Source organism: Affinundibacterium flavidum, from assembly GCF_014284175.1.
GTDB lineage: Bacteria > Pseudomonadota > Gammaproteobacteria > Burkholderiales > Burkholderiaceae_D > Undibacterium > Undibacterium flavidum.
In genome coordinates this window covers 16,908-36,723 of the sequence record NZ_JACOGA010000022.1, presented here as the reverse complement: position 1 = coordinate 36,723, position 19,816 = coordinate 16,908, and the positions used below count along the sequence as shown (strand labels likewise).

Annotated in this window: 18 protein-coding genes and 2 tRNA genes; 15 read left to right on the top strand and 5 right to left on the bottom strand. The window is 46.6% G+C overall.

Annotated features, from left to right (window positions below):
* Nucleotides 1–56 precede the first annotated feature (56 nt).
* From H8K55_RS19160 to H8K55_RS19150, 3 genes are all read left to right on the top strand, one after another.
* Nucleotides 57–521, top strand: a complete 465-nt coding sequence (locus tag H8K55_RS19160; protein ID WP_230408721.1) for a phage regulatory CII family protein — start codon at nucleotides 57–59, stop codon at nucleotides 519–521.
* A 69-nt stretch (nucleotides 522–590) separates the two neighbouring features.
* Nucleotides 591–1,184 (top strand): chromate transporter, encoded by a 594-nt coding sequence (locus H8K55_RS19155; protein ID WP_230408720.1) that lies wholly within the window; start codon nucleotides 591–593, stop codon nucleotides 1,182–1,184.
* Nucleotides 1,184–1,765: a chromate transporter gene (locus H8K55_RS19150; RefSeq protein ID WP_186943676.1), complete on the top strand. Its 582-nt coding sequence runs from the start codon at nucleotides 1,184–1,186 to the stop codon at nucleotides 1,763–1,765. Before H8K55_RS19155 ends, H8K55_RS19150 begins: the two co-directional genes overlap by 1 nt.
* 1 nt (nucleotide 1,766) lies before the next feature.
* On the opposite strand, the gene H8K55_RS19145 is transcribed toward H8K55_RS19150, so the two are convergent.
* A complete protein-coding gene (locus H8K55_RS19145; RefSeq protein ID WP_186943675.1) occupies nucleotides 1,767–3,119 on the bottom strand; it encodes an ATP-binding protein in 1,353 nt (450 codons plus the stop codon).
* Between the two features lie 3 nt (nucleotides 3,120–3,122).
* A complete protein-coding gene (locus H8K55_RS19140) occupies nucleotides 3,123–3,845 on the bottom strand; it encodes a response regulator (protein ID WP_186943674.1) in 723 nt (240 codons plus the stop codon).
* Nucleotides 3,846–4,168: 323 nt separating this feature from the next.
* On the opposite strand from H8K55_RS19140, the gene H8K55_RS19135 reads away from it, so the two are divergent.
* A complete protein-coding gene (locus H8K55_RS19135; RefSeq protein ID WP_186943673.1) occupies nucleotides 4,169–4,795 on the top strand; it encodes a Spy/CpxP family protein refolding chaperone in 627 nt (208 codons plus the stop codon).
* Between the two features lie 147 nt (nucleotides 4,796–4,942).
* A complete protein-coding gene (locus H8K55_RS19130; protein WP_222612545.1) occupies nucleotides 4,943–6,019 on the top strand; it encodes a M29 family metallopeptidase in 1,077 nt (358 codons plus the stop codon).
* Between the two features lie 22 nt (nucleotides 6,020–6,041).
* Here the strand turns inward: H8K55_RS19130 and H8K55_RS19125 are convergent, their stop codons facing one another.
* Entirely contained in the window at nucleotides 6,042–6,254 is a 213-nt protein-coding gene (locus H8K55_RS19125) for a SlyX family protein (protein WP_186943672.1), read from the bottom strand.
* 157 nt (nucleotides 6,255–6,411) lie between these two features.
* Here H8K55_RS19125 and H8K55_RS19120 point away from each other — a divergent pair, with 157 nt between their 5' ends.
* From H8K55_RS19120 to H8K55_RS19100, 5 genes are all read left to right on the top strand, one after another.
* Nucleotides 6,412–6,816 (top strand): GtrA family protein, encoded by a 405-nt coding sequence (locus H8K55_RS19120; protein WP_186943671.1) that lies wholly within the window; start codon nucleotides 6,412–6,414, stop codon nucleotides 6,814–6,816.
* Between the two features lie 289 nt (nucleotides 6,817–7,105).
* Entirely contained in the window at nucleotides 7,106–7,879 is a 774-nt protein-coding gene (locus H8K55_RS19115; RefSeq protein ID WP_186943670.1) for a hypothetical protein, read from the top strand.
* Between the two features lie 142 nt (nucleotides 7,880–8,021).
* Complete coding sequence (locus H8K55_RS19110; protein WP_186943669.1) at nucleotides 8,022–10,073, top strand: tetratricopeptide repeat-containing diguanylate cyclase; 2,052 nt, start codon at nucleotides 8,022–8,024, stop codon at nucleotides 10,071–10,073.
* Nucleotides 10,074–10,219: 146 nt separating this feature from the next.
* A tRNA-Val gene (locus H8K55_RS19105) sits at nucleotides 10,220–10,295 on the top strand.
* A 36-nt stretch (nucleotides 10,296–10,331) separates the two neighbouring features.
* Nucleotides 10,332–10,408 (top strand) — tRNA-Asp (locus H8K55_RS19100).
* Nucleotides 10,409–10,628: 220 nt separating this feature from the next.
* Here H8K55_RS19100 and H8K55_RS19095 read toward each other — a convergent pair.
* Nucleotides 10,629–11,537 carry a recombination-associated protein RdgC gene (locus H8K55_RS19095; RefSeq protein WP_186943668.1) on the bottom strand — a complete coding sequence of 303 codons (909 nt, stop codon included), beginning with the start codon at nucleotides 11,535–11,537 and terminating at the stop codon, nucleotides 10,629–10,631.
* Nucleotides 11,538–11,814: 277 nt separating this feature from the next.
* On the opposite strand from H8K55_RS19095, the gene argS reads away from it, so the two are divergent.
* From argS to H8K55_RS19070, 5 genes are all read left to right on the top strand, one after another.
* On the top strand, nucleotides 11,815–13,527 hold the full coding sequence (gene argS / locus H8K55_RS19090; protein WP_186943667.1) for an arginine--tRNA ligase: 1,713 nt from the start codon (nucleotides 11,815–11,817) through the stop codon (nucleotides 13,525–13,527).
* Nucleotides 13,528–13,586: 59 nt separating this feature from the next.
* Nucleotides 13,587–14,219 (top strand): SPOR domain-containing protein, encoded by a 633-nt coding sequence (locus H8K55_RS19085; RefSeq protein ID WP_186943666.1) that lies wholly within the window; start codon nucleotides 13,587–13,589, stop codon nucleotides 14,217–14,219.
* 80 nt (nucleotides 14,220–14,299) lie between these two features.
* Nucleotides 14,300–15,016, top strand: coding sequence for a thiol:disulfide interchange protein DsbA/DsbL (locus H8K55_RS19080; protein WP_186943665.1), 717 nt, complete (start codon nucleotides 14,300–14,302; stop codon nucleotides 15,014–15,016).
* A gap of 193 nt (nucleotides 15,017–15,209) precedes the next feature.
* Nucleotides 15,210–16,037, top strand: a complete 828-nt coding sequence (locus H8K55_RS19075) for an SDR family oxidoreductase (RefSeq protein WP_186943664.1) — start codon at nucleotides 15,210–15,212, stop codon at nucleotides 16,035–16,037.
* Between the two features lie 2 nt (nucleotides 16,038–16,039).
* Nucleotides 16,040–16,867: a helical backbone metal receptor gene (locus H8K55_RS19070; protein ID WP_186943704.1), complete on the top strand. Its 828-nt coding sequence runs from the start codon at nucleotides 16,040–16,042 to the stop codon at nucleotides 16,865–16,867.
* Between the two features lie 116 nt (nucleotides 16,868–16,983).
* Here the strand turns inward: H8K55_RS19070 and H8K55_RS19065 are convergent, their stop codons facing one another.
* Entirely contained in the window at nucleotides 16,984–19,545 is a 2,562-nt protein-coding gene (locus H8K55_RS19065) for a TonB-dependent receptor plug domain-containing protein (RefSeq protein WP_186943703.1), read from the bottom strand.
* Nucleotides 19,546–19,816: the final 271 nt, after the last annotated feature.

The window sequence follows — 19,816 nt, the reverse complement described above, 5'->3', positions numbered from 1 at the left end:
TCAATCGCTCTAAGCCATTCCGAAAGATCTAAATTATGACACGCCGCTATTCTGATATGAATCAACATGATGCTCTGTACAAAGTTGCGCGGGCCTACCCCGGCGGCTTAGACGCATTAGCTGCGCGCATGCAAATGTCTGTGAATGTCTTGCGCAATAAACTGGCACCGGGCATAGAAACGCATTACCCGTCGTTTGAAGAAACCTCGGTGATCATCAGTCTGTGTGATGAGGCTGGCGTGAAAGATGCGCTGTTGCCATTGCACGCGATGTTGGCGCGGCACGGCATGGCAGGTTTTGTTGTACCTGAGCCGCAAGAATTTACGGATGACGATTTATCGCAAACGGTTTGTCGCGTAATGAGCCAAGTTGGCAATGCGGCAGAGGCGGTTTCTGAAGCGATGATGGATCGTGTTATTACCACGCTGGAAGCAGATTTAATTGAGCGTGAATTCCAGGCGGCATTAGCTGCGATAGGCGAATGGCGCGCACGTATTCGACAACACCACAAAGGCGTGTAGATTTTTCGCCTGAGCGCCTGTACTTACGATTTCATTCCTTGCTTGGCCGTGGACAATTTGAAGATGACTATGCCTGAAATAGATCCGCTTGCTGCCAAGCCTCAACCGCGCTCTGTAGCCGATTTATTTTGGTCATTTACAATTTTGGCCATGCAAGGTTTTGGTGGCGTCGTCGCCATCGTGCAACGCGAATTGGTCGATAAAAAACAATGGATGACGCGTGCGGAATTCGTCGAGGAGTGGGCGGTAGCGCAAGTCATGCCTGGTCCGAATGTCGTGAATCTGGCGATGATCATCGGTAATCGTTTTTTTGGTTTGGCTGGCGCACTAAGTGCCTTGGCTGGCATGTTGTGTTTTCCCTTGATCGTACTGTTGCTCGCGGTGATCTTGTATGCGCAAGTCGCGCACCATCCTGGTGTGGCGGGTGCACTACGCGGTATGAGTGCGGTGGCGGCGGGCATGATTATCGCCAGTGGTTTACGTCTATTGCCGGTGTTGCGCACACATCCTTTGGGTTTGCCTGGGGCTGCGGTTATTACACTGCTCACCTTGGTGGCAATTGCGGTATTGAGGATTCCACTTGTGTATGTCTTGCTGCTGCTCGGTAGTGTGTCGATGGCGCTAGTGTATCGGCAACTGAAACGTGTCGCTGAGCGTACTTAATGCCAACGCCTATCCTGATATTAAGCTGGCTCGATTGGCTACAATTCTTTCTGCATTTCATGTTGTTATCTCTCTTGTCCGTGGGCGGCGCAGTGTCGACCTTGCCAGATATGCACCGCTATTTGGTGAACCAGCAACATTGGATGAGTGATGCACAATTCAATGCTTCAGTCGCGATAGCGCAGGCCGCTCCCGGCCCGAATGTGTTGTTTGTGGCCTTGATGGGCTGGCATGTAGGAGCAAACACTGGAAGTTGGTGGGCGGGTCTGATGGGCGTAGTTATTGCCATGTTGGGAATCATTTTGCCGAGCGCGACCTTGACCTTCAGTTTTGCCAACTGGAGTCATAAAAATCGCGAGTTGATTTTAGTGCGTAGCTTTAAATTAGGCATGGCACCTATCGTGATTGGTTTGCTGATTGCGACAGGTTGGATTATGGCAAGTGGTCCATCGAACACGCTCAGACCTTGGGCGATTTATTTGGTCACTGCGCTCTCGGCAATTGTGGTGTGGCGTACGCAATTGCATTTGCTCTGGCTGTTAGTGGCGGGTGCATTAATAGGCTGGTTTGGCTTCATCTAATTTAGTTTTTTACCGGCAAGCTCAGGCGCACTTCCAAGCCGCCTTCTGGCAAATTCGTCAGACTTAATTTTCCGTTATGTTGGCGTGCAATATTCATAGCGATGGTTAAACCTAAACCCGTTCCACCCGTTTCGCGTGAGCGTGAACTTTCTATTCGGTAGAAGGGTTCAAATACGCGTTCTTGCTGGTCTGGTGGAATGCCGCTCCCACCGTCGCGCACACAAATATGCAGCCATTTTTGCTTGGCTTCAGTGCTTTGAACCAAATGTATGCGAGCCCGTTGTCCGTATTTAATGGCGTTGTCCACGAGATTGTTCAGGCAACGGCGCAAAGCTTGCGGACGTGCCATTACCGTGATTTTAGATTTGTCGACCAGCGCAACATCATGTCCTGCATCACTTGCGTCCACACAAATACTGTCGAGTAGAGAATCAATATCGAGAGCTTGCAGGCTTTCGTTGCTATCCATACTGCGCGCCAGATCCAAGCCTTCTTTCACCATCAACTGCATATTCGATAAGTCACCAACTAGCTTGTCGTGCAGCTCGGGTTCGCGCACTTTTTCCAGCCGCAAACGCAGGCGTGTCAGTGGTGTTTGCAAGTCGTGTGTGATGGCTGCCAGCATTTGTGTTCTTTGCTGAATATGATCACGTATCCGCAACTGCATAAAATTGAATGCCGAGACCGCCTGACGGATTTCTTTCGGGCCGCTTTCTGCTAAAGCAGGGCGATTGATGTCGTGCCCTAAATCGGCTGCCGCTTGTGCTAATTGCTGTAGTGGACGTATCGTCATGCGCGATACAAATAGCGCGAGTCCAGCGATGCAGGCAAGAAAGAGGGCGAGGTAATAGTAGGTTTCGGTTTGAACCGGGTTGGTCGGTGGTCGTGCGGGAAAGATAGTTTGATGCAAGCCAGAGCCATCGCTTAAAACAAAGATGAGCGCTTCACAAGCTTCAACGGCGCCGCGATCATCGGGGCGCATCAGGCAGTTTTCTGGCGCAGGCGGTAATGGAATGATTTTGAAAGACTTGCTTAGACGTTCACTCAATGCAATGCCGTAAGGTGTGCTTGCTTGGTAATTGGGGACATTGCTTGGTACGGCCACCACTTTTAAGCCAAAGCGATGAATGGCTTTGAGTAAGCCTTCGCGATTCGCCGCAGGCAAAGCATCGATGGCATGAATCAATTGTTCTGCATGTTTGGCGCGATCAGCACGATAAGAACTGCGCTCATTACTGATACTGTGCTGGCGTTCGCCAAACGCGAGCCAGCCTGTGAGCGCGGCAGAACTCAAAATGCCGAACAAAAGCACAGAAAAAATGCGTGCAGAAATGGTGTCGAAGCGTTTAAACATGATTTAATTTTCAGGATTGACGTTGACCGTCAGTACATAACCACCATTGCGCACAGTTTTGATGATTTGTGGCGAGCGCGCATCCTCGCCAAGTTTTTGGCGCAGGCGGCTGATCTGAATATCGATAGAGCGATCAAAGGGATCGGCATCGCGCCCTTGCGTCATGTTGAGCAACTGGTCGCGGTTGAGTACGGTGTTTGGTTGATCCAGAAAAATATTCAGTAATCTGTATTCAGAGCCTGAAAGAGCGATCACTCGATTGTCTGGGCTAATTAAATGGCGCGCTACCAGATCCAGAGTCCAGTCACCAAATTTGAGTTTTTGCGGCTTATGTCCGTCATGCACTTCGCCATTTGCTTGTGTGCGACGCAATACACTCCGTATTCTGGCGAGTAATTCGCGCGGTTCAAATGGTTTCGGTAAGTAATCATCCGCACCCATTTCTAAACCGAGTATGCGATCTAAGGGTTCACTGCGAGCCGTTAACATAATCACTGGCATGGATGATTTAGCACGCAAATTGCGACATAAACTGAGACCATCTTCCCCCGGTAAATTGAGATCCAATACGATTAAGTCTATGGCGCTTTTCTCAAGATGTGCCCACATGCCAGCACCATCTCCGGCAGTTAAGGTGGTGTAGCCGTGGGTTTCCAGATAGTCCGCGAGCAAGCCGCGGATGTCACGGTCATCGTCAACAATTAAAAGTGTGTTTTGCGTATCCATGGGTATATTATCGATCAAGCGTTAAAGCAAAGCACGGGTTTAAGGAGAGATATTTGTATCGACTTGTTATCAAGCGACGCAATTGAAACAAACTGAAACATGCGCGCCGACTTTATCTACTACAGTTACATGGAGATACATAGTCTGTACAGATTGACACTTGTGGATCACAAGTTGAGTGCAATATGTAGTTCATGTGCGCAATACTGAGTGCCTGGCACATAGCAAATTTATCCAATCTTCAAATATTGAGTTAGAAAATTGAGTTAGTTAGCCGGTTTAATGTATTAACGATATCTCCCCAAGAAAAAGGAAACGCTATCATGAAATCTTTAAAAAATAAGTTCTTCGTTGGTTTGGCCGCAAGCTGTCTGCTTACCAGTGCTGGTGTGTATGCGCAGACAAGCAAATCAGCTCCTAGCGCGACAACTGCGACAGCTGCCGTAGCCGCTTCTACTGCACCAATGGAACATGGCAAAAACATGGAAAAAATGCACGAACGAATGCAAGCCGGTATGGAAAAACATCGCGCTCAATTGCATGACAAATTGAAATTAACCGCACAACAAGAGCCAGCATGGAAAACATTTACTGAGGCAACTCAGCCGCACCATGCCGCAATGCCAGATAGACAAGCCGAACATAAGGCCATGATGACAATGTCAACGCCAGTCAGAATGGAAAAAATGTTAGAGCGCGCGAAAGACCGTTTAGCACGCATGCAACAACACCTCGATGCCTTGAAAACTTTCTACGCTGTTTTAACACCCGAGCAGCAAAAGATTTTTGATGAAAGTCATGCACGTATGCATGGCGCAATGAAAATGCGTATGCAACATCGTTTGCAAGAGCGTGACCAAGAGCGTCTGCGAGATGATAGACAAGAACGCATGCGTAGCCGTATTCCTGAGGGTGGATTGACACCACCACCTGGCGCGAAAAAATCCTGATCGCATGATATTTTGCCGTTGAGGCAGCGCGATCCTATAAAATGGAGGCTTGGGCGACCCAGCCTCCATTTTTTTAATCTACTTATTAGTCTGCCTACTAATCGACTTAGTAATCTGTCTAGTAACAGATTTCGCTCTTAACTCATGATGAATCCCGCCAACACCTTAGACTTAGCGACGTCACCTGCGCCACCAACGCCAATACGCGCCTTACCAGACAGTGCTATCGCCACTGCAGCCCAACATCTGAGCGGCGTGGTGAAAAATTGCTTTTCGCACAGCGCAGAACATAAGGCGGTGGTGGTGTATGACTTGCGGTGTGACTTATCAATGGCGCTTACCGATGCGTATCGTCAATGTTTGCCGGATGCAGAAATGATCGATTTCGATCTGCAAGCGCCGGAGCAAATTATGGCTTGTTTGAATGCTTTGCAAGCAGGTGATCTGGTCGTGTTGGTGCAGACAACCAATTTCCGTATGGACGCTTATCGGGTGCGGGTAGAATTATTTAAGCGCGATCTCAAAGTTATCGAGCATCCGCATTTAGGTCGTATGCCAGGCGAGCAGGCATTGATTTATATTGATTCTCTGGCCTACGATGAAAATTATTATCGCGGTGTTGGTCGTGGTTTGAAGCGTTTGATAGACCAGGCACCGTACGGCGTAGTGGATAGTGGTGGTGCTGAATTGGTATTTGCCAGCCCATTTGAAGATGCAAAATTGAATATTGGCGATTACAGCGAGATGAAAAATTGGGGTGGCCAATTCCCCATTGGCGAAGTGTTTACCGAGGCTAAAGATCTGGAAGCGGTGAATGGCAAAGTGCGGATTTTTGTTTTTGGCGACACTTCTTTTTCGGTGAATAAACCAGCGCAACCGATTACTTTGATCATAGAGCGCGGGCAAGTCGTCGATGTGGTGGATTCGACGCCAGAATTTGATGAAGTGATCGCTAAGATCAAAGCTGATGAACAAGTGGTATGGGTACGCGAACTGGGTTTTGGCCTTAACCGCAGTTTTAATCGTGAACGCACGGTTAGCGATATCGGCACCTACGAACGCATGTGCGGCATCCATTTATCATTGGGCGCAAAACATGGTATTTACGGCAAACCGAATTTTAAACGTGGCGATGGTAAATACCATGTGGATGTTTTTGCCGTCACTGAATCAGTGCGCTTGGGTGAGCAAATTGTGTATGAAGACGGGGCCTGGATAGTTTGATCCTGATATGCGCAATCTGAGATCAATAATGCGGCGGACGCTCATCGACAGGTGTCTGCCTTTGATTGACGCTGACCGCCACCTCACGTAAACGATTCGCCAGCGCCAGACAAAGCTTCTCTAGCTCGTCAATTTTCTTCTGTTGTCGGTATACTTGGGTGTTTAAGGTGTCGACTAAGTCATCTTGTCGGCTCAAGCGAATTTCTAAATCTACTAATCGTTCTTCTACGCTCATGGTCGTTCCTGATTGATGTTTGCCACTGTGGCGAACTGCCGCATTTTACCGTATGGTGATGCTGCATAATACAGATCTTTGCATCTTCCGCTGACCTGTCATATCTCGCCTACCTCGCAGGTATAATGCAATCTGCCAACTTTATTAAGTCATTTTGATGAATAAAATCGCATTAGGTCAATTCTTACGGTTCGCCGCAGTTGGTTTATCTGGAACCGCAGTGCAATATCTCAGCATACAAGTCGCGGTCATGTTGCAAGCCTCGGTTCTGCAACAATCACCGGCTGTGACTGGTTCTGCCATCGGTTATCTATTGGGCTCCGTGGTCAACTATATACTCAATTACTTCTTCACCTTTGGCAGTGGCAAATCGCATGTAGAGGCGGCAAGTAAATACTTTAGTGTGTTGGCCATTGGCTGGGGAATTAATTTGGGCTTGATGAAGCTCTTAGTCGATCAATGGGGTATCTGGCATTGGTATGCACAAGTATTTACCACAGGATTGGTGCTGTGCTGGAACTTTGCGGGAAGTAAATTGTGGGCTTTTAAAGAAACCGCTTAAGCAGGTTTTTGACTTCATCCCTGAAAAGCTTGGTGCAGTCAGGTTGTCGAGTAGATCCGTGGACATCAGTGCACATTGGTGCACAAAAATGCAACGGAAATAGACCGCTAAATTTGAGCTGGTACTCATATCAGGTAAAATCAAGCCTGCAAATAGAGCGCAGACTTTCATGCGAATTGCATGTGATTTTTAGTGGACATCGTCGCTAAAATAATTCTGGAAATACCCGCGACCTTGCGCCAAATAAAATCAAAGTATCTGACCTGAGTCTACGTTAGCGGGAGCACTGGTGTTCAATAAATTGTTGAGTAAGATTTTTCCCAGCACCGCTTCGCCCGCCAAGCATGCCCTGAGCACGCTGCCCATCGCACCAATTTCAGCTTCGCCTGAGAATGGAGATGCTTCTTCGGATCCATTGTTGCCAGTGAAGAGAGCTGGTAAAGAAATCGCTTCCAAATTGTTTTTGGCAATGTCGACCGAGAAAGGCATACATTTAGAATCTCTATTGAGCGCGCTCGGCGCATTAGCTGGTTACGCTTGTCAGATCAGTGTGAGGGAAGCTTATGTTGTGCAATTAAAGCGCCCCGAAAAAGAAGTTTTTATCGTCGTGCACAGTAAACAAAATGACACGACATACTATTTCGGTGACTTGCTCAATCGCCCCTTGGCAGAAAGTCGCTATTCAATCTGGTCATTGGCCTCCGGGGCAACACAAAAACTCGGCTTACAGCAACTGATAGACCTGCACGAAATTTTCAAACATGTGACAGATACTTTGGGCGGTACAAATTTTGGTGTGCCTAGAATCGATAGTGCGCATCAAGCGAAAGAAACGCCCTTAAATTATGTGATTTTTTTGTGGCCACGATTATTTCCTTTGGCGCAAAGTTTTTGTAAGAATCCAAGCGATTGGCCGATTGCATTTGGTGTAGCAATTCAAGAAATTTTATATGCTAGTAAAGACTTGATTGCACCTGATTTGGCATTGCGTATCGTGATGGAAAGCGCAGTCCCCATGTCAAAAATTTATTTGCCAGCACAAGCTGTACAAGTATCAAACTAGTGTTGTATTAACTGAGGGCTTTAATTCTTTCTTTGCCCAAAAACAATGTTAAGATAAAGAAACTTTCATGTGGTTTTATGCGCCGTACCTTCATCTAGTAACTGAATAAATTCCTACCTATTCATTGATTTAAGGCATACCTATGGCATTCCCGCGTAATCATTTATTACCCTCGCTTGTTCTTGCTTGCTCAATAGGAATTTCATGTGCTGCGTATGCCGATGTTAAGGCGGATATGGCGCGCCTGGAGTCAATACAATTACTTTCAGAAAAAGACAACCAAGCCGCGCTAGTACAACTAAAGCAGTTTTACTCGCAATTTAATGCCGAAACGGACTATCAGGTAAAGATCGATACGCTAAGAGAGCTTTCGGCTGCGTATTTTGACTCAGGTGATATTCCTGCGAGTGAAAAAAGCCGTGCTGAAATAGTGAAATTGGCGAAGGCTAACGATGACCGGGAAACCGTTGTTCTGTCACAAGTCGATCAAGCGTATAAGTTACTTGAAGTCGGTAAATTTGACGCAGCCATTGCAAAGCTGGATGAAATTGCTTCAGTGCTCAAAGGTTCAAGCCGACCTGAAAATTTGATGCGACTTGAAATTGCCTATGGCGTGGTGTATCACGCTGCGAGCAAATTCGAGCAAGCTCTGAGCCATCATTTAGAAGCCTTACGTCTGACAGATCAGTTAACACAGCGGAAGTCTTTGTTAAAAATTCGACGGTTGGCAACGCTTGCCAGCCTGTATTTGACTATGCAAAACCCAGAGCAAACTCTAATCGTCACAAATGACGCTTTGGCTTTGGTTGCAGAAGTTGATTCGCCGCGCATCATCGCCACTTTGCGCCAGAATCAAGCAATGGCGCTCGGTGATCTCAAGCGTTATCCAGAGGCGCTGGTGTCCTATGAGCGAGCACTGAAAGCCGCACAAGAAGCGAATTTGCCGAAAATGGAAGCGCTCATTTTGAGCAATATCGCCGATCTGCACTTGCGTACGCACAATTTTGTGCGCGCCGAAAATGTCGCGCGTCAAGCTTTGAAAAAAGCCGAATTTATTCAAGATGACCCGTCTATTTATAATGCCAAAGCGAACATAGGATTTGCACTCGGTGGGCAAGGAAAAATTGCGCAGGCGATGGAGTATTTGATCCCTGTGCTCGAGCATTCACGTGAACAGGGCGACAAGGCCGACGTGGAGGCAACAGTTGGTGAGATCAGTCGCATGTATGAGCATGCAAAGATGTACAAAGAAGCCTTGGAATACACCCGAGAGCAACAAAAGATCAGCAACGAATTATTTCGTGCAGATCGCTCAAAAACTGTCGCTGCTTTACAGGAGCAATTTGATGCGGATCAGCGCAAGAAGCAAATTGAATTGCTGGCGCGTGAAAATCAAATCAAAGATGCCGACATTAAGAATAGTCGCCTGCAACAAATCATTACGCTGTTGGGCGCGATCTTAACGATCATGGGCGGTATCTTTATTTATATGTTGTACCGCAAAGTGAAGCAAACGAACGAGCGTTTGGAAGAAGTTAATCAGCAACTAGAATTTCATTCCGTGCGCGACCCTCTGACAGGTTTGCATAACCGACGTTCATTCTTGGAATTGATGAAAGTCCGAGCGGAAGATGTGGAACCTGAGCGGCGTGAGTCCGATGGCGATAGTCCCGATTGTTTGATGATTATGGATATCGATCATTTCAAGCATATCAACGACACTTGGGGGCATTCAGCCGGAGATGCGGTCTTGATAGAAGTGGCAAAACGTTTGCGCAGTGCCGTTCGTGATACTGATATGACCTTACGTTGGGGCGGTGAAGAATTTTTGATTTTTGCACCGAAGACACAGCCATCTTTGTTAATGCCATTGGTCGATCGCGTTTTAAAAGCGATAGGCTCGACGCCTGTTATCGTAGGAAATAATGTGATTCCGGTAACTGTGAGCGCGGGTTATATCTCCCTGCCATTCTCAGGCATACCGGAATCCGCGTGTAATTGGGAAAAGGCGATGCAGTTGGCAGATATGGCTTTGTATATGGGTAAAGTTAATGGTCGCAATCGCGCCTACGGCTTATTGAGTTTATTGGTTCCGTATGAGCAGGCATTGCCCGAGCTCGAAAGAGACTTCTCCGCAGCGATTAAACAAGGCATGGTCGAAATTGCTATTGTTCAGGGACCACAGGCGTCTTAGATAGCATCTCAATCAGCACCTTCAGCAGGTTTTTGAGAAAAATGTGAAGACCCCCTAGACAGATTTCAGAAATGTGCCTATAATCTTGTTTCTGTCGTTGCTGATGACACAGCAAAGCGGTTATTTGAACTAAGCAAGTAGTATATGGGTGCTTAGCTCAGTTGGTAGAGCGGCGCCCTTACAAGGCGTAGGTCGGGAGTTCGAGCCTCTCAGCACCCACCATCAAATAGCTGCAAGGTACAGATACCTTTCTAAAACGGAGTGGTAGTTCAGTTGGTTAGAATACCGGCCTGTCACGCCGGGGGTCGCGGGTTCGAGCCCCGTCCGCTCCGCCAAGTTGTAAGAAAAAACGCGCTAAGGCGCGTTTTTTTTCGTCTAATTAAAAGTCAGTGCTGGTGTTGCCCCAGTAAAAAGCTCATGGCATGGTTCGTGTGCTAGCAAAAGATAAATCTGCTTCCGCTAAATTTGTACAAGATAAAAAAATGCCAGCATCTGCTGGCATTTTTTTTATTGCATATTATTTATTGCTTGTTGATATTTCAAACAAGTCTCGTTTTATGCAGCCAAAGGATCGGCCAATTGACCACCTAGTGAATACACAATATCGTCTAACATCTTCGCCAATTCAGAAGCCATCAACAAGAAATCAGCGTCGAAGCGTTCATTCTCGTCTGCAGTGCGCTGATCCTTATCTTCATTCAAAATATCCAAAGGCTTGATGCGCTTGATCGCCAGATTTTCAGAAAGTACGAAAGAAATTTTGTCATCCCAAGTCATCGCCAATTTCGTACATTGTTTGCCTGCGGCGATGTGGCGCTGCACGTCGTCGGGGTCAATTGAATGGCGCACATAGCGCACAGTTGCTTTGTCTTCGGTGTGCGCGCGGAGTTCAGTGTCTTGATCTATGGTGAAGCCCTTAGGCGCTTCATTACCCGCTAACCAATCTGTCATAGCTGTTTGCGGCGAGACCTTGGTGCGTAAGCTTTCCATAGGAATTTTGTCGCACTTCAACAGCAATTTGATAACTTCATCAGCCTTGCTTGGACTGGAACTGTCGATTACTAACCAGCCATTTACTGGGTCAATCCAGACCCAAGTTTGACGTGTGATAGAAAATGCGCGGGGTAACAATTCATCCGTGACTCGTTCTTTTAAGTCCTTCATCGCTTTGCGACCCGGTGCGAAACCTTGCTGTTCTTCCAGTTCCTTGGCGCGCGCTTTCGTGACCTGATTTACGACTGAGGACGGCAATAATTTTTTTTCGGTTTGTAATAGCAATAATAATTGCTGATTGACGCTATGTACCAAGCGCTCATCATTGCGAGGCGGAGCCCAGCCTTCGCTTTGCATATCGCCGGAACCAGTATTGGAAAATGATTGCGATGCCAATTGCATATTCAATTGTTCAACATCGACTTTCCAAGGTGCAGGAAGACGGAAAACTTGTAAATTCTTAAACCACATGTGCAATCCAAGTAAGAGGAAAAGCGCCTCATTCTACACGTTCACTCGCGCGCTGTAGACGCTTCTGCGCAGAAAATTACGATTGATTTGCACAAGAATGCTAGTTTGCCATCTAGCTCAGGATGCGGATACTTCCCATATCTCGAGCTTTTTATTCGGCCTGATTTGGTTTGCAGTAAATTAGGTCGTATACAAAGGTTATAATGAGTGTTAATTTTTCTCAAATATTTGTGTGTCTCGTGATCTTCACGCGCAGCAAAAATACTATTTAAATATCATGTTAGCTCAGCAAAAACTAGACATACTCGAAGCCATCAAGAGCGCAGTCGCGCCGATACTTGCAGGTACTGAACTTCATCCGACGATTGCGCTTGAGCGCCCACGCGATCCTTCGCACGGTGATATCGCTTGCAATATCGCGATGCAAATTGCTAAGCCTTTGAAAAAAAATCCACGCGAATTGGCACAGGCCATCGTGGATGCTTTGTTGGCGCAGAATAATCCTTTGATCGCCAGCGCAGAATTAGCAGGGCCAGGCTTTATTAATTTGCGTGTTACTGCCGCTGCGAAACAAGCTGTTGTGAAAACCATCCTGCAGCAACAAAATGAATTTGGTAAAGGCACTAAGGGCACGGGTAAGAAAGTGATCGTTGAATTTGTGTCTGCAAATCCAACCGGCCCTTTGCATGTAGGCCATGGCCGTCAAGGCGCACTTGGTGATGCCCTGTCTGCGCTGTTGGAAGCGCAAAGTTTCCAGGTGACGCGCGAATTTTATTACAACGATGCGGGTGTGCAGATTGGTAATCTGGCGTTGTCAGTACAAGCACGTGCTAAAGGTTTTAAGCCTGGTGATGCAGAGTGGCCAGAATCCGCTTATAACGGCGAATACATCGCTGAGATCGCGCAAGATTTCTTAGCCAAGAAAACGGTTGCCGCGAGCAACGGTGCTCCAGTGACCGCTAGTGGCGATGTCAATGACGTCGATTCCATCCGTCAATTTAGTGTCACTTATCTGCGTAATGAACAAGATATCGACTTGCTAGCTTTCGGCGTGAAGTTTGATAATTATTATCTTGAATCTTCGCTGTACTCCGACGGTAAAGTTGAAGCAGCGGTGGCGGCTTTGATCGAAGCTGGTAAGACGTATGAGCAAGATGGTGCTTTGTGGTTGCGCACGACTGAATATGGCGATGACAAAGATCGCGTGATGAAAAAGTCGGATGGCACCTACACCTATTTTGTACCTGACGTTGCGTATCACATCGTCAAATGGCAACGTGGTTATAGCCAGGCAATTAATGTACAAGGTAGCGACCATCACGGCACAATTGCTCGCGTGCGTGCCGGTCTGCAAGCGGTTAATCAAGGCATACCGCAAGGCTATCCTGATTACGTTTTGCATAAAATGGTCACCGTGATGAAAGACGGTGAAGAGGTAAAGATTTCGAAACGTGCGGGTTCGTATGTAACGGTACGCGATTTGATTGAATGGTCAGGCGGCGGCGATGTGCAAAAAGGTCGTGATGCGGTGCGTTTTTTCCTGATCTCACGTAAAGCAGATACCGAATTTGTGTTTGACGTTGACGTGGCTTTGGCCAAATCCGATGAAAATCCTGTGTACTACGTGCACTACGCACATGCGCGTATCTGCCGCATGTTGGCGCAATACAGTGAATCTGAAGCTGATTTAGCAGGATTGAAAGAAGTCGATTTGTCGCCTTTGACTGCTCCTCGTGAAGCGTCCTTATTGCAAAAGCTCGCCGAATATCCAGAAATGTTGGAAAAAGCTTTAGAGGAGCTCGGTCCACATCAAGTCGCGTTTTATTTGCGCGATTTGGCAGGTGAATTGCATAGCTATTACAATGCTGAACGCGTGTTAGTCGACGACGAGCCAACCAAATTGGCGCGCTTAGCGTTAATATTGGCAACCCGTCAGGTACTGCGTAATGGCTTGAGTTTGATCGGTGTTTCTGCACCGAATCAGATGTAAGAGCCCATCTGCATCATCAAGGCCGTATCATCATGACATCCTGAGAACTTAGGGAAAATATGCGTTTTAGTACTGAGAAAAATACAAGTAAATTTGGACGTCAGTCAGGCAATACTTTAACTGGCATTATCATTGGATTAGTAATTGGCTTGAGTATCGCGGTGGTCGTAGCCTTGGTGATCAATAAAGCTTCGACGCCTTTTACTAATAAGAACGGTAAGAGCGACAAAGCTGACGTACCGGTCACGCAAATGCAGGATCCTAACAAGCCTTTATATGGGAATAAAGATGCTGTAAGTCAGGCTGCGAAAGAAGTTGCGGCAACCAAGGCTGCAGAAAGTGCTAAACCAGCAGATGCTTTGAGTGCCGCAGTTAATGCTGCTGCACCCGCGGCAGTTGCTGCAACGCCAGCCACCCCGGTGAGTGCAGCATCTAAACCGGACGTTGCCGACGATAAGTACATTTATTTCTTGCAAATCGGTGCGTTTAAAGAAGTGGCTGATGCCGAAAGCGCTCGTGCGAAATTGGCGATGATAGGTATAGAAGCGAATGTCAGTGATAAGGCCAGCGATAGTGGTGTTTTGCACAGAGTGCGGGTCGGTCCATTTGATAGCTTTGATGGAATGAACAAAATGCGTGCAAAGTTGTCTGAGAATAGTGTCGAGACCGCGGTGGTACGATCGGCTAAGTAAGTGCCGCTAATTCGCCACTAAATCCGTTACTGAATTCGTCACTCGTGAATTAATTTGAATTGTAAACTTAAGAGGAAACCATGCATTTATTTCGTCGCTTATTTCATCGCGTAGTATTAGCCGGTGTCGCTGCTATCTCTCTGACTTTGTCGCTGTCTGCAGTGGCGCAAGAACCGCGTTTGGGTCAGGAATACACAGTGCTGGATCGTGCTCAGCCTACGGATTCTGGTAAGAAAGTAGAGATCACAGAGTTCTTTGGTTTCTTCTGTCCGGCATGTAATGCTTTTGAGCCTTATTTTGAAGCTTGGATTAAGAAACAAGGTGATCGTATTGTGGTCAAACGCGTACATGTGAATTTTCACGAATTGGTCACGCAACAAAAGCTGTATTTCACTTTAGAAGCCATGGGTAAAGTGGATGACTACCAGTTAAAAACTTTTAATGCTTACCATATTGACCGCAACCGCCTATCGACCGATGCAGAAGTTTTTAAGTATGTAGAAAAAGTAGGTTTGGATAAGAAAAAATTTACTGACATCTACGGTTCATTTTCGATTCAATCCAAAGTTAATCGTGCTGCGCAATTGATGAACGATTACAAAATTAATGGCGTTCCTACGGTTGCAATCGACGGCCGCTTTATGGTTTCTCCAGCCGACTTGTTTGCCAAAGCAAAAGTGCGCGATGGATCGCATGCTGGCCTGGTGGTGATGGATTGGTTGGTCGATAAAGTGTATAAAGAAAAAAATGGCGCTGCACCTGCGATCGTACCTGCCGCACCGGTGAAAAAGAAGTAAGCTGAGTCGCTGACTTAGCCAAAAAAATCCGTCAGACTGGCGGATTTTTTTTCGCCTGACTTCAAGCTGAACAAGCGGAAATAGGCAGAAACAAGCGGAAACAAGCGTGAACGAATAGAATCACGTTTTCTGATCGGGCGTATTGCGTTGACGTATTGCATTGACGTTTTGCATTGAATGATAAGGAAAATAAATGGCGACTCCAGAGCAATTCAAACATACGGTGTTTATCACTGGCGCTTCGTCTGGCTTGGGCGAAGCGATGGCGCGAGAATATGCGGCACAAGGCGCATTGTTGGGCTTAGTCGGCCGACGGATCGAGGTCTTGGAAAGCTTGCGTGCCAGTTTGCCAAATGCCGCCGCGCATCAGATTTATGCGCTAGACGTCAATGATCACGAGGCATTGCAACAGGCAGCGCAGCATTTTATCGACACGGTTGGTGTGGTTGATACCGTAATCGCCAGTGCGGGAATCTCGGTCGGTACGCTGACAGAATTGTCGGAAGATTTGGCTGTATTCCGGCGCGTGATGGATACGAATGTGTTAGCGACAGTCGCTACTTTCGCACCTTTTATTGAACAGATGAAACCGCATGCAGGACGACGTTCTTGTCGTCTAGTTGGGATTGCCAGTGTCGCTGGGATTCGTGGTTTGCCCGGCGCTAGCGCCTATAGCGCCTCAAAGGCGGCGGTCATCAGTTATTGTGAGTCCTTACGGGTTGAATTGCGTGCAAGCGGGATTAAGGTGGTGACCATCGCACCAGGTTATATTGATACCCCGATGACGCAAATTAACACGTATGCGATGCCTTTTTTGTTGCCTGCAACGGAGTTTGCCAAGCGCGCAATTCGTAGCATACAGGCCGGTGTTAGCTATCGTGTGATTCCATGGCAAATGGGCGTCGTCGCAAAAGTCCTGCGCGCTTTACCGAATTTTGTCTATGATCTGGCATTCGCGAACGCGCCACGTAAATCGCGACTATCCGATCATGCCAACAATATCGATGCGGATAAATCATGACTATGCAAAAGCAATTGACTCCTTTGCAGCAAAACTTATCGCAGCAGTTGCTATTGCGTGATGCGATTGGCACTGAACATCAAATCGTGCCAAAAAATGAGAGCGCACGCATCGTTAGCTTGGTTCCCTCGATCACCGAGTTATTGTGTGATTTGGGTTTGCAAGATCAATTAGTAGGGCGTACAGGTTTTTGTATACATCCGCGTGAGATAGTAAAAGCCATTCCGAAAATTGGTGGCACCAAGGATGTGAATATCGAAAAAATTCGTCGTTTGGCACCGACACACCTGATCGTCAATATCGATGAAAATGAAAAGCCGACGGTGGAGCAACTTGCGCAATTCGTTCCTCATGTGATCGTCACTCATCCCTTACAAGCGAGTGATAATTTTGATTTGTTTCGACTATTGGGTGGCGTGTTCAATGTTGCGGCGCGCGCTGAAGAACTCTGCCAGGCTTTGCAGCAGCAATTTGATTTGTTGCCAGCACCGGAGCAAACCAAAAAGGTTTTGTATTGTATTTGGAAAGATCCATGGATGACAGTCAGCCAGGATACCTATATAGCGAACTTATTGAAGCTGCGAGGCTGGCAGCAATGGCAAGCGGATTCTGCTTTGCGCTATCCGAGTTTTGATTGGAGTGACGCTAGTTTGCAAGACGTAGAACTCGTGCTGTTGTCGACGGAACCTTATAGTTTTACACAAGCACATGCAGAAGCTTTGCAGCAACAAATTCACAAGCCAGTATTGCTGGTTGACGGCGAAATGTTGTCTTGGTACGGCAGTCGTTCAATACAAGGTTTGTCGTATTTAGCTAACTTGTCGGTGTAATTCTTGTCTGCGTGCAGTTGCTAGTAATTCCGATTCAGAAATGAAAAAGACCGCGAAAATTCTGCGGTCTTTTTTTGACTGACATAGAAAATCTATGTCAGTGATCTGACTAACTCTTAGAAACGGTAGCTCAAAGACAAATTGTACATACGGCCTAATTGGCTGAAGTGTGAACCGTCATAGGTGACCATGGAGTAGCGTCCGTCAAACGTGAGCCCTTGCCAATTGGCACGAGCTTTTGCTGGGTCATTGAGAATCGCATTCCCTGCGGCAACGTTGTTAATTGCCTCTACACGCCAAGATGGTGTGACGTTAAACATGTTGTTAACATTAAATGCTAAGGTCAGGTTTTTGCTCAATTGATAGCTAATCGCAAAGTCTGTCACAGTTTTTGTTTTGAACACCACTTCGAGATTTTCTGGGTCGAGCAGGTCAGCGTTTCTAAAGCGTGTTGTTCCAAATACGGTGTTGTTCAGAGAGATGTTGAAATCTCTAATGTCCGCATCAATTCCCAAAATCGTTTTGAATTTTGGTCTGGAAGTAAACATCAACGCATCTTGTGTCACGTCAAACACAGATTTTCCTGCGCTTACAACAGAAGCTGGATTATTGATGTTGCCATCACGTTCATTTTGAAGTGTGTAGTTACCCGATAAATTGAAAGTCAACTTAGCATCGCCTAACTTCACATTGCGTTGACTAAAGACATAGTCCAGACCCGAAGTCTTGCTATCCATAGCATTCGCGAAGAAGCTTAAACCAACCCATTCACGTCTTGCCAGAACTTTGTCGATAGGCGAACTGGCATTGCCAGTTGCTTTTAAGGTCGCGCCAAGAATAATGCGGTCTTTTAATGAAATGTTATAGTAGTCCAAAGTCATGCTGGTATCTGACGTTGGCTTGTATCCTAGACCCAGTGTGATGTTGGTAGATTTTTCTGCTTTGAGTTTTTTTACACCTAAGAGTGCAGCATCGTCGGAAATGTTATTGAGGATACCTGTTACTTCGATCTGTCCGTTAGAGAATGAATATTGATTTTTCTCTGTGTAGATTTGCATCAGGGATGGTGCTCTGAAACCGGAAGATACGGAGGCACGTAAAGTCAGTTGATCGTTTACATTGTATTTACCACTTAATTTTCCAATGAAAGCATTGCCGAAGTCACTATATTTCTCATAGCGACCAGTTGCATCAATGACAAAATCTTTGGAAACATCTATGATGGCACCGCCATAAATACCATAGTTGGAACGATCCCAATCACCTGCCTGGCCTTTCTTATGTACGCCATCTTGAACGTAGTCTGCAGGAGCATTGCCCGCGTAAGAATCAGCACCAGAATAGAGATAGGAACCTGGATCACCTGCGATCAGAGAATATTTTTCTTGGCGAATTTCAGTACCAAAGTACGCATTTAATCCTTTACTGAGTTCTTTGGAGAAGTCAGCATTAAATACTGTATGGGTAAATTGTGATCCGCCTGCATCAAAGCGAGTTTGACCGTGCTGTGGCAAAGTGATGCCGTTTTTGAATTTGTCTTCAATAGCCCGATTGAGCGAATTAGTAACGGTGTACTTCTGCTCATTGCCACCGAAAGTCAAACTGAGGTCGGCATCCCATCCTGCAGCCTCAAATTTTGTACCAACCGTCGCGTTGTAGTCTTTTAAAGCGCCTAGGAAACCCGGTACATAGCCTTCGTACGGTGTGCCAGCTGCATGCAGCAAGCCGAAGTCAGTTGGACGCCAATACGGAGCGCGATAGTTCGCATAACTATCGATTTTTTTGTCGACGTAAGCGGCATTGGCGTAGATACTCGTGCCTCCTGATACGTCATAGCGGGAGTTAATCAAGAATTTGTTTGCACGAGTATCAGGCGAACCGTTGATATTACCGCCATCAGGACGCTTAGCTAGGAATGAACGAACCAAGGCTGGATCGGCTCCCCAATAATCAACTTCATTCGCTACGGTAAGAATACCAGGACGGTTCGCTAGTGCGTTATGGGAAGTATCCAAAGTGAAGTTGACGAAGCCACGATCACCTAAGGCAAAGCCTTGATTCCAGCTAAATGCTTCGGACTTGCCGTCGCCTTTATCGGTGACGCCGAGTCGGCCATTGACTGAGCCACCTTCGGGATTATCTTTCAAAATGATATTGACGACACCAGCAATCGCGTCGGAGCCATATTGTGCCGATGCACCATCACGTAAGACTTCAATTCGTTTAATTGCATCTTGTGGGATCGCGGAAATATCGGCACCACTTTCGCCACGTCCAGGAGAAGTTTGGGTATACACCAATGAGCTGGAGTTTTTGCGCTTGCCGTTGATCAAAACCAATGAACGGCTTGGACCCATATTCCGAATTTCGTAAGGATCGAGCAAAGAGGTTGCATCATTGACTGGAGTTTGCACCGTGTTAAATGATGGCACACGATATTGCAAAGCCTTATCGAGAGATGTTTGTGCAGTTTTGGTCAGATCGGACGCAGCGAGCATGTCTACTGGTACTGGCGTATCAATCACCGTACGGTTAGAACCACGAGTACCCGTGGAAGTCACCACGACTTGTTGTACTTCTTGTGCCTTTTCACCTGCTTTGGCTGGCGTTGCTTCTTGCGCGTTGACGATACCGCCAGAGGCTAATAACACGATGGCTAATTGAACTGCGCTTTTCACAAAAATTTCTTTGTTCGACGAACTGCCGAGCTTTGTAGATTTATTTTTCAATTCTTGCTCCCATTATGATTTATATATGTATTGACGACAGGGGGATGTCAATCAATGTTTAGTTGCTACTGGTATGCCCTGCTTCCCTGCAAAAAATAGGCCGATTCATACTACCTGAGGCAATTGGTACGTGCAATATGATCAAAGGTCTTGTTGTTTTTCGGGTGATTATGTTGAAAATTAAAATTGCACTTTTACTCTTATTGTTGTATTTGCAAGC

Bases quoted from the DNA above. Each gene is read 5' to 3' on its own strand.
- H8K55_RS19075 (WP_186943664.1), top strand. From the start codon at position 15,210: ATGGCGACTCCAGAGCAATTCAAACATACGGTGTTTATCACTGGCGCT.
- H8K55_RS19155 (WP_230408720.1), top strand. From the start codon at position 591: ATGCCTGAAATAGATCCGCTTGCTGCCAAGCCTCAACCGCGCTCTGTA.
- H8K55_RS19150 (WP_186943676.1), top strand. From the start codon at position 1,184: ATGCCAACGCCTATCCTGATATTAAGCTGGCTCGATTGGCTACAATTC.
- H8K55_RS19085 (WP_186943666.1), top strand. From the start codon at position 13,587: ATGCGTTTTAGTACTGAGAAAAATACAAGTAAATTTGGACGTCAGTCA.
- H8K55_RS19160 (WP_230408721.1), top strand. From the start codon at position 57: ATGAATCAACATGATGCTCTGTACAAAGTTGCGCGGGCCTACCCCGGC.
- H8K55_RS19135 (WP_186943673.1), top strand. From the start codon at position 4,169: ATGAAATCTTTAAAAAATAAGTTCTTCGTTGGTTTGGCCGCAAGCTGT.
- H8K55_RS19130 (WP_222612545.1), top strand. From the start codon at position 4,943: ATGAATCCCGCCAACACCTTAGACTTAGCGACGTCACCTGCGCCACCA.
- argS (WP_186943667.1), top strand. From the start codon at position 11,815: ATGTTAGCTCAGCAAAAACTAGACATACTCGAAGCCATCAAGAGCGCA.
- H8K55_RS19095 (WP_186943668.1), bottom strand. From the start codon at position 11,537: ATGTGGTTTAAGAATTTACAAGTTTTCCGTCTTCCTGCACCTTGGAAA.
- H8K55_RS19125 (WP_186943672.1), bottom strand. From the start codon at position 6,254: ATGAGCGTAGAAGAACGATTAGTAGATTTAGAAATTCGCTTGAGCCGA.
- H8K55_RS19120 (WP_186943671.1), top strand. From the start codon at position 6,412: ATGAATAAAATCGCATTAGGTCAATTCTTACGGTTCGCCGCAGTTGGT.
- H8K55_RS19070 (WP_186943704.1), top strand. From the start codon at position 16,040: ATGCAAAAGCAATTGACTCCTTTGCAGCAAAACTTATCGCAGCAGTTG.
- H8K55_RS19140 (WP_186943674.1), bottom strand. From the start codon at position 3,845: ATGGATACGCAAAACACACTTTTAATTGTTGACGATGACCGTGACATC.
- H8K55_RS19110 (WP_186943669.1), top strand. From the start codon at position 8,022: ATGGCATTCCCGCGTAATCATTTATTACCCTCGCTTGTTCTTGCTTGC.
- H8K55_RS19080 (WP_186943665.1), top strand. From the start codon at position 14,300: ATGCATTTATTTCGTCGCTTATTTCATCGCGTAGTATTAGCCGGTGTC.
- H8K55_RS19145 (WP_186943675.1), bottom strand. From the start codon at position 3,119: ATGTTTAAACGCTTCGACACCATTTCTGCACGCATTTTTTCTGTGCTT.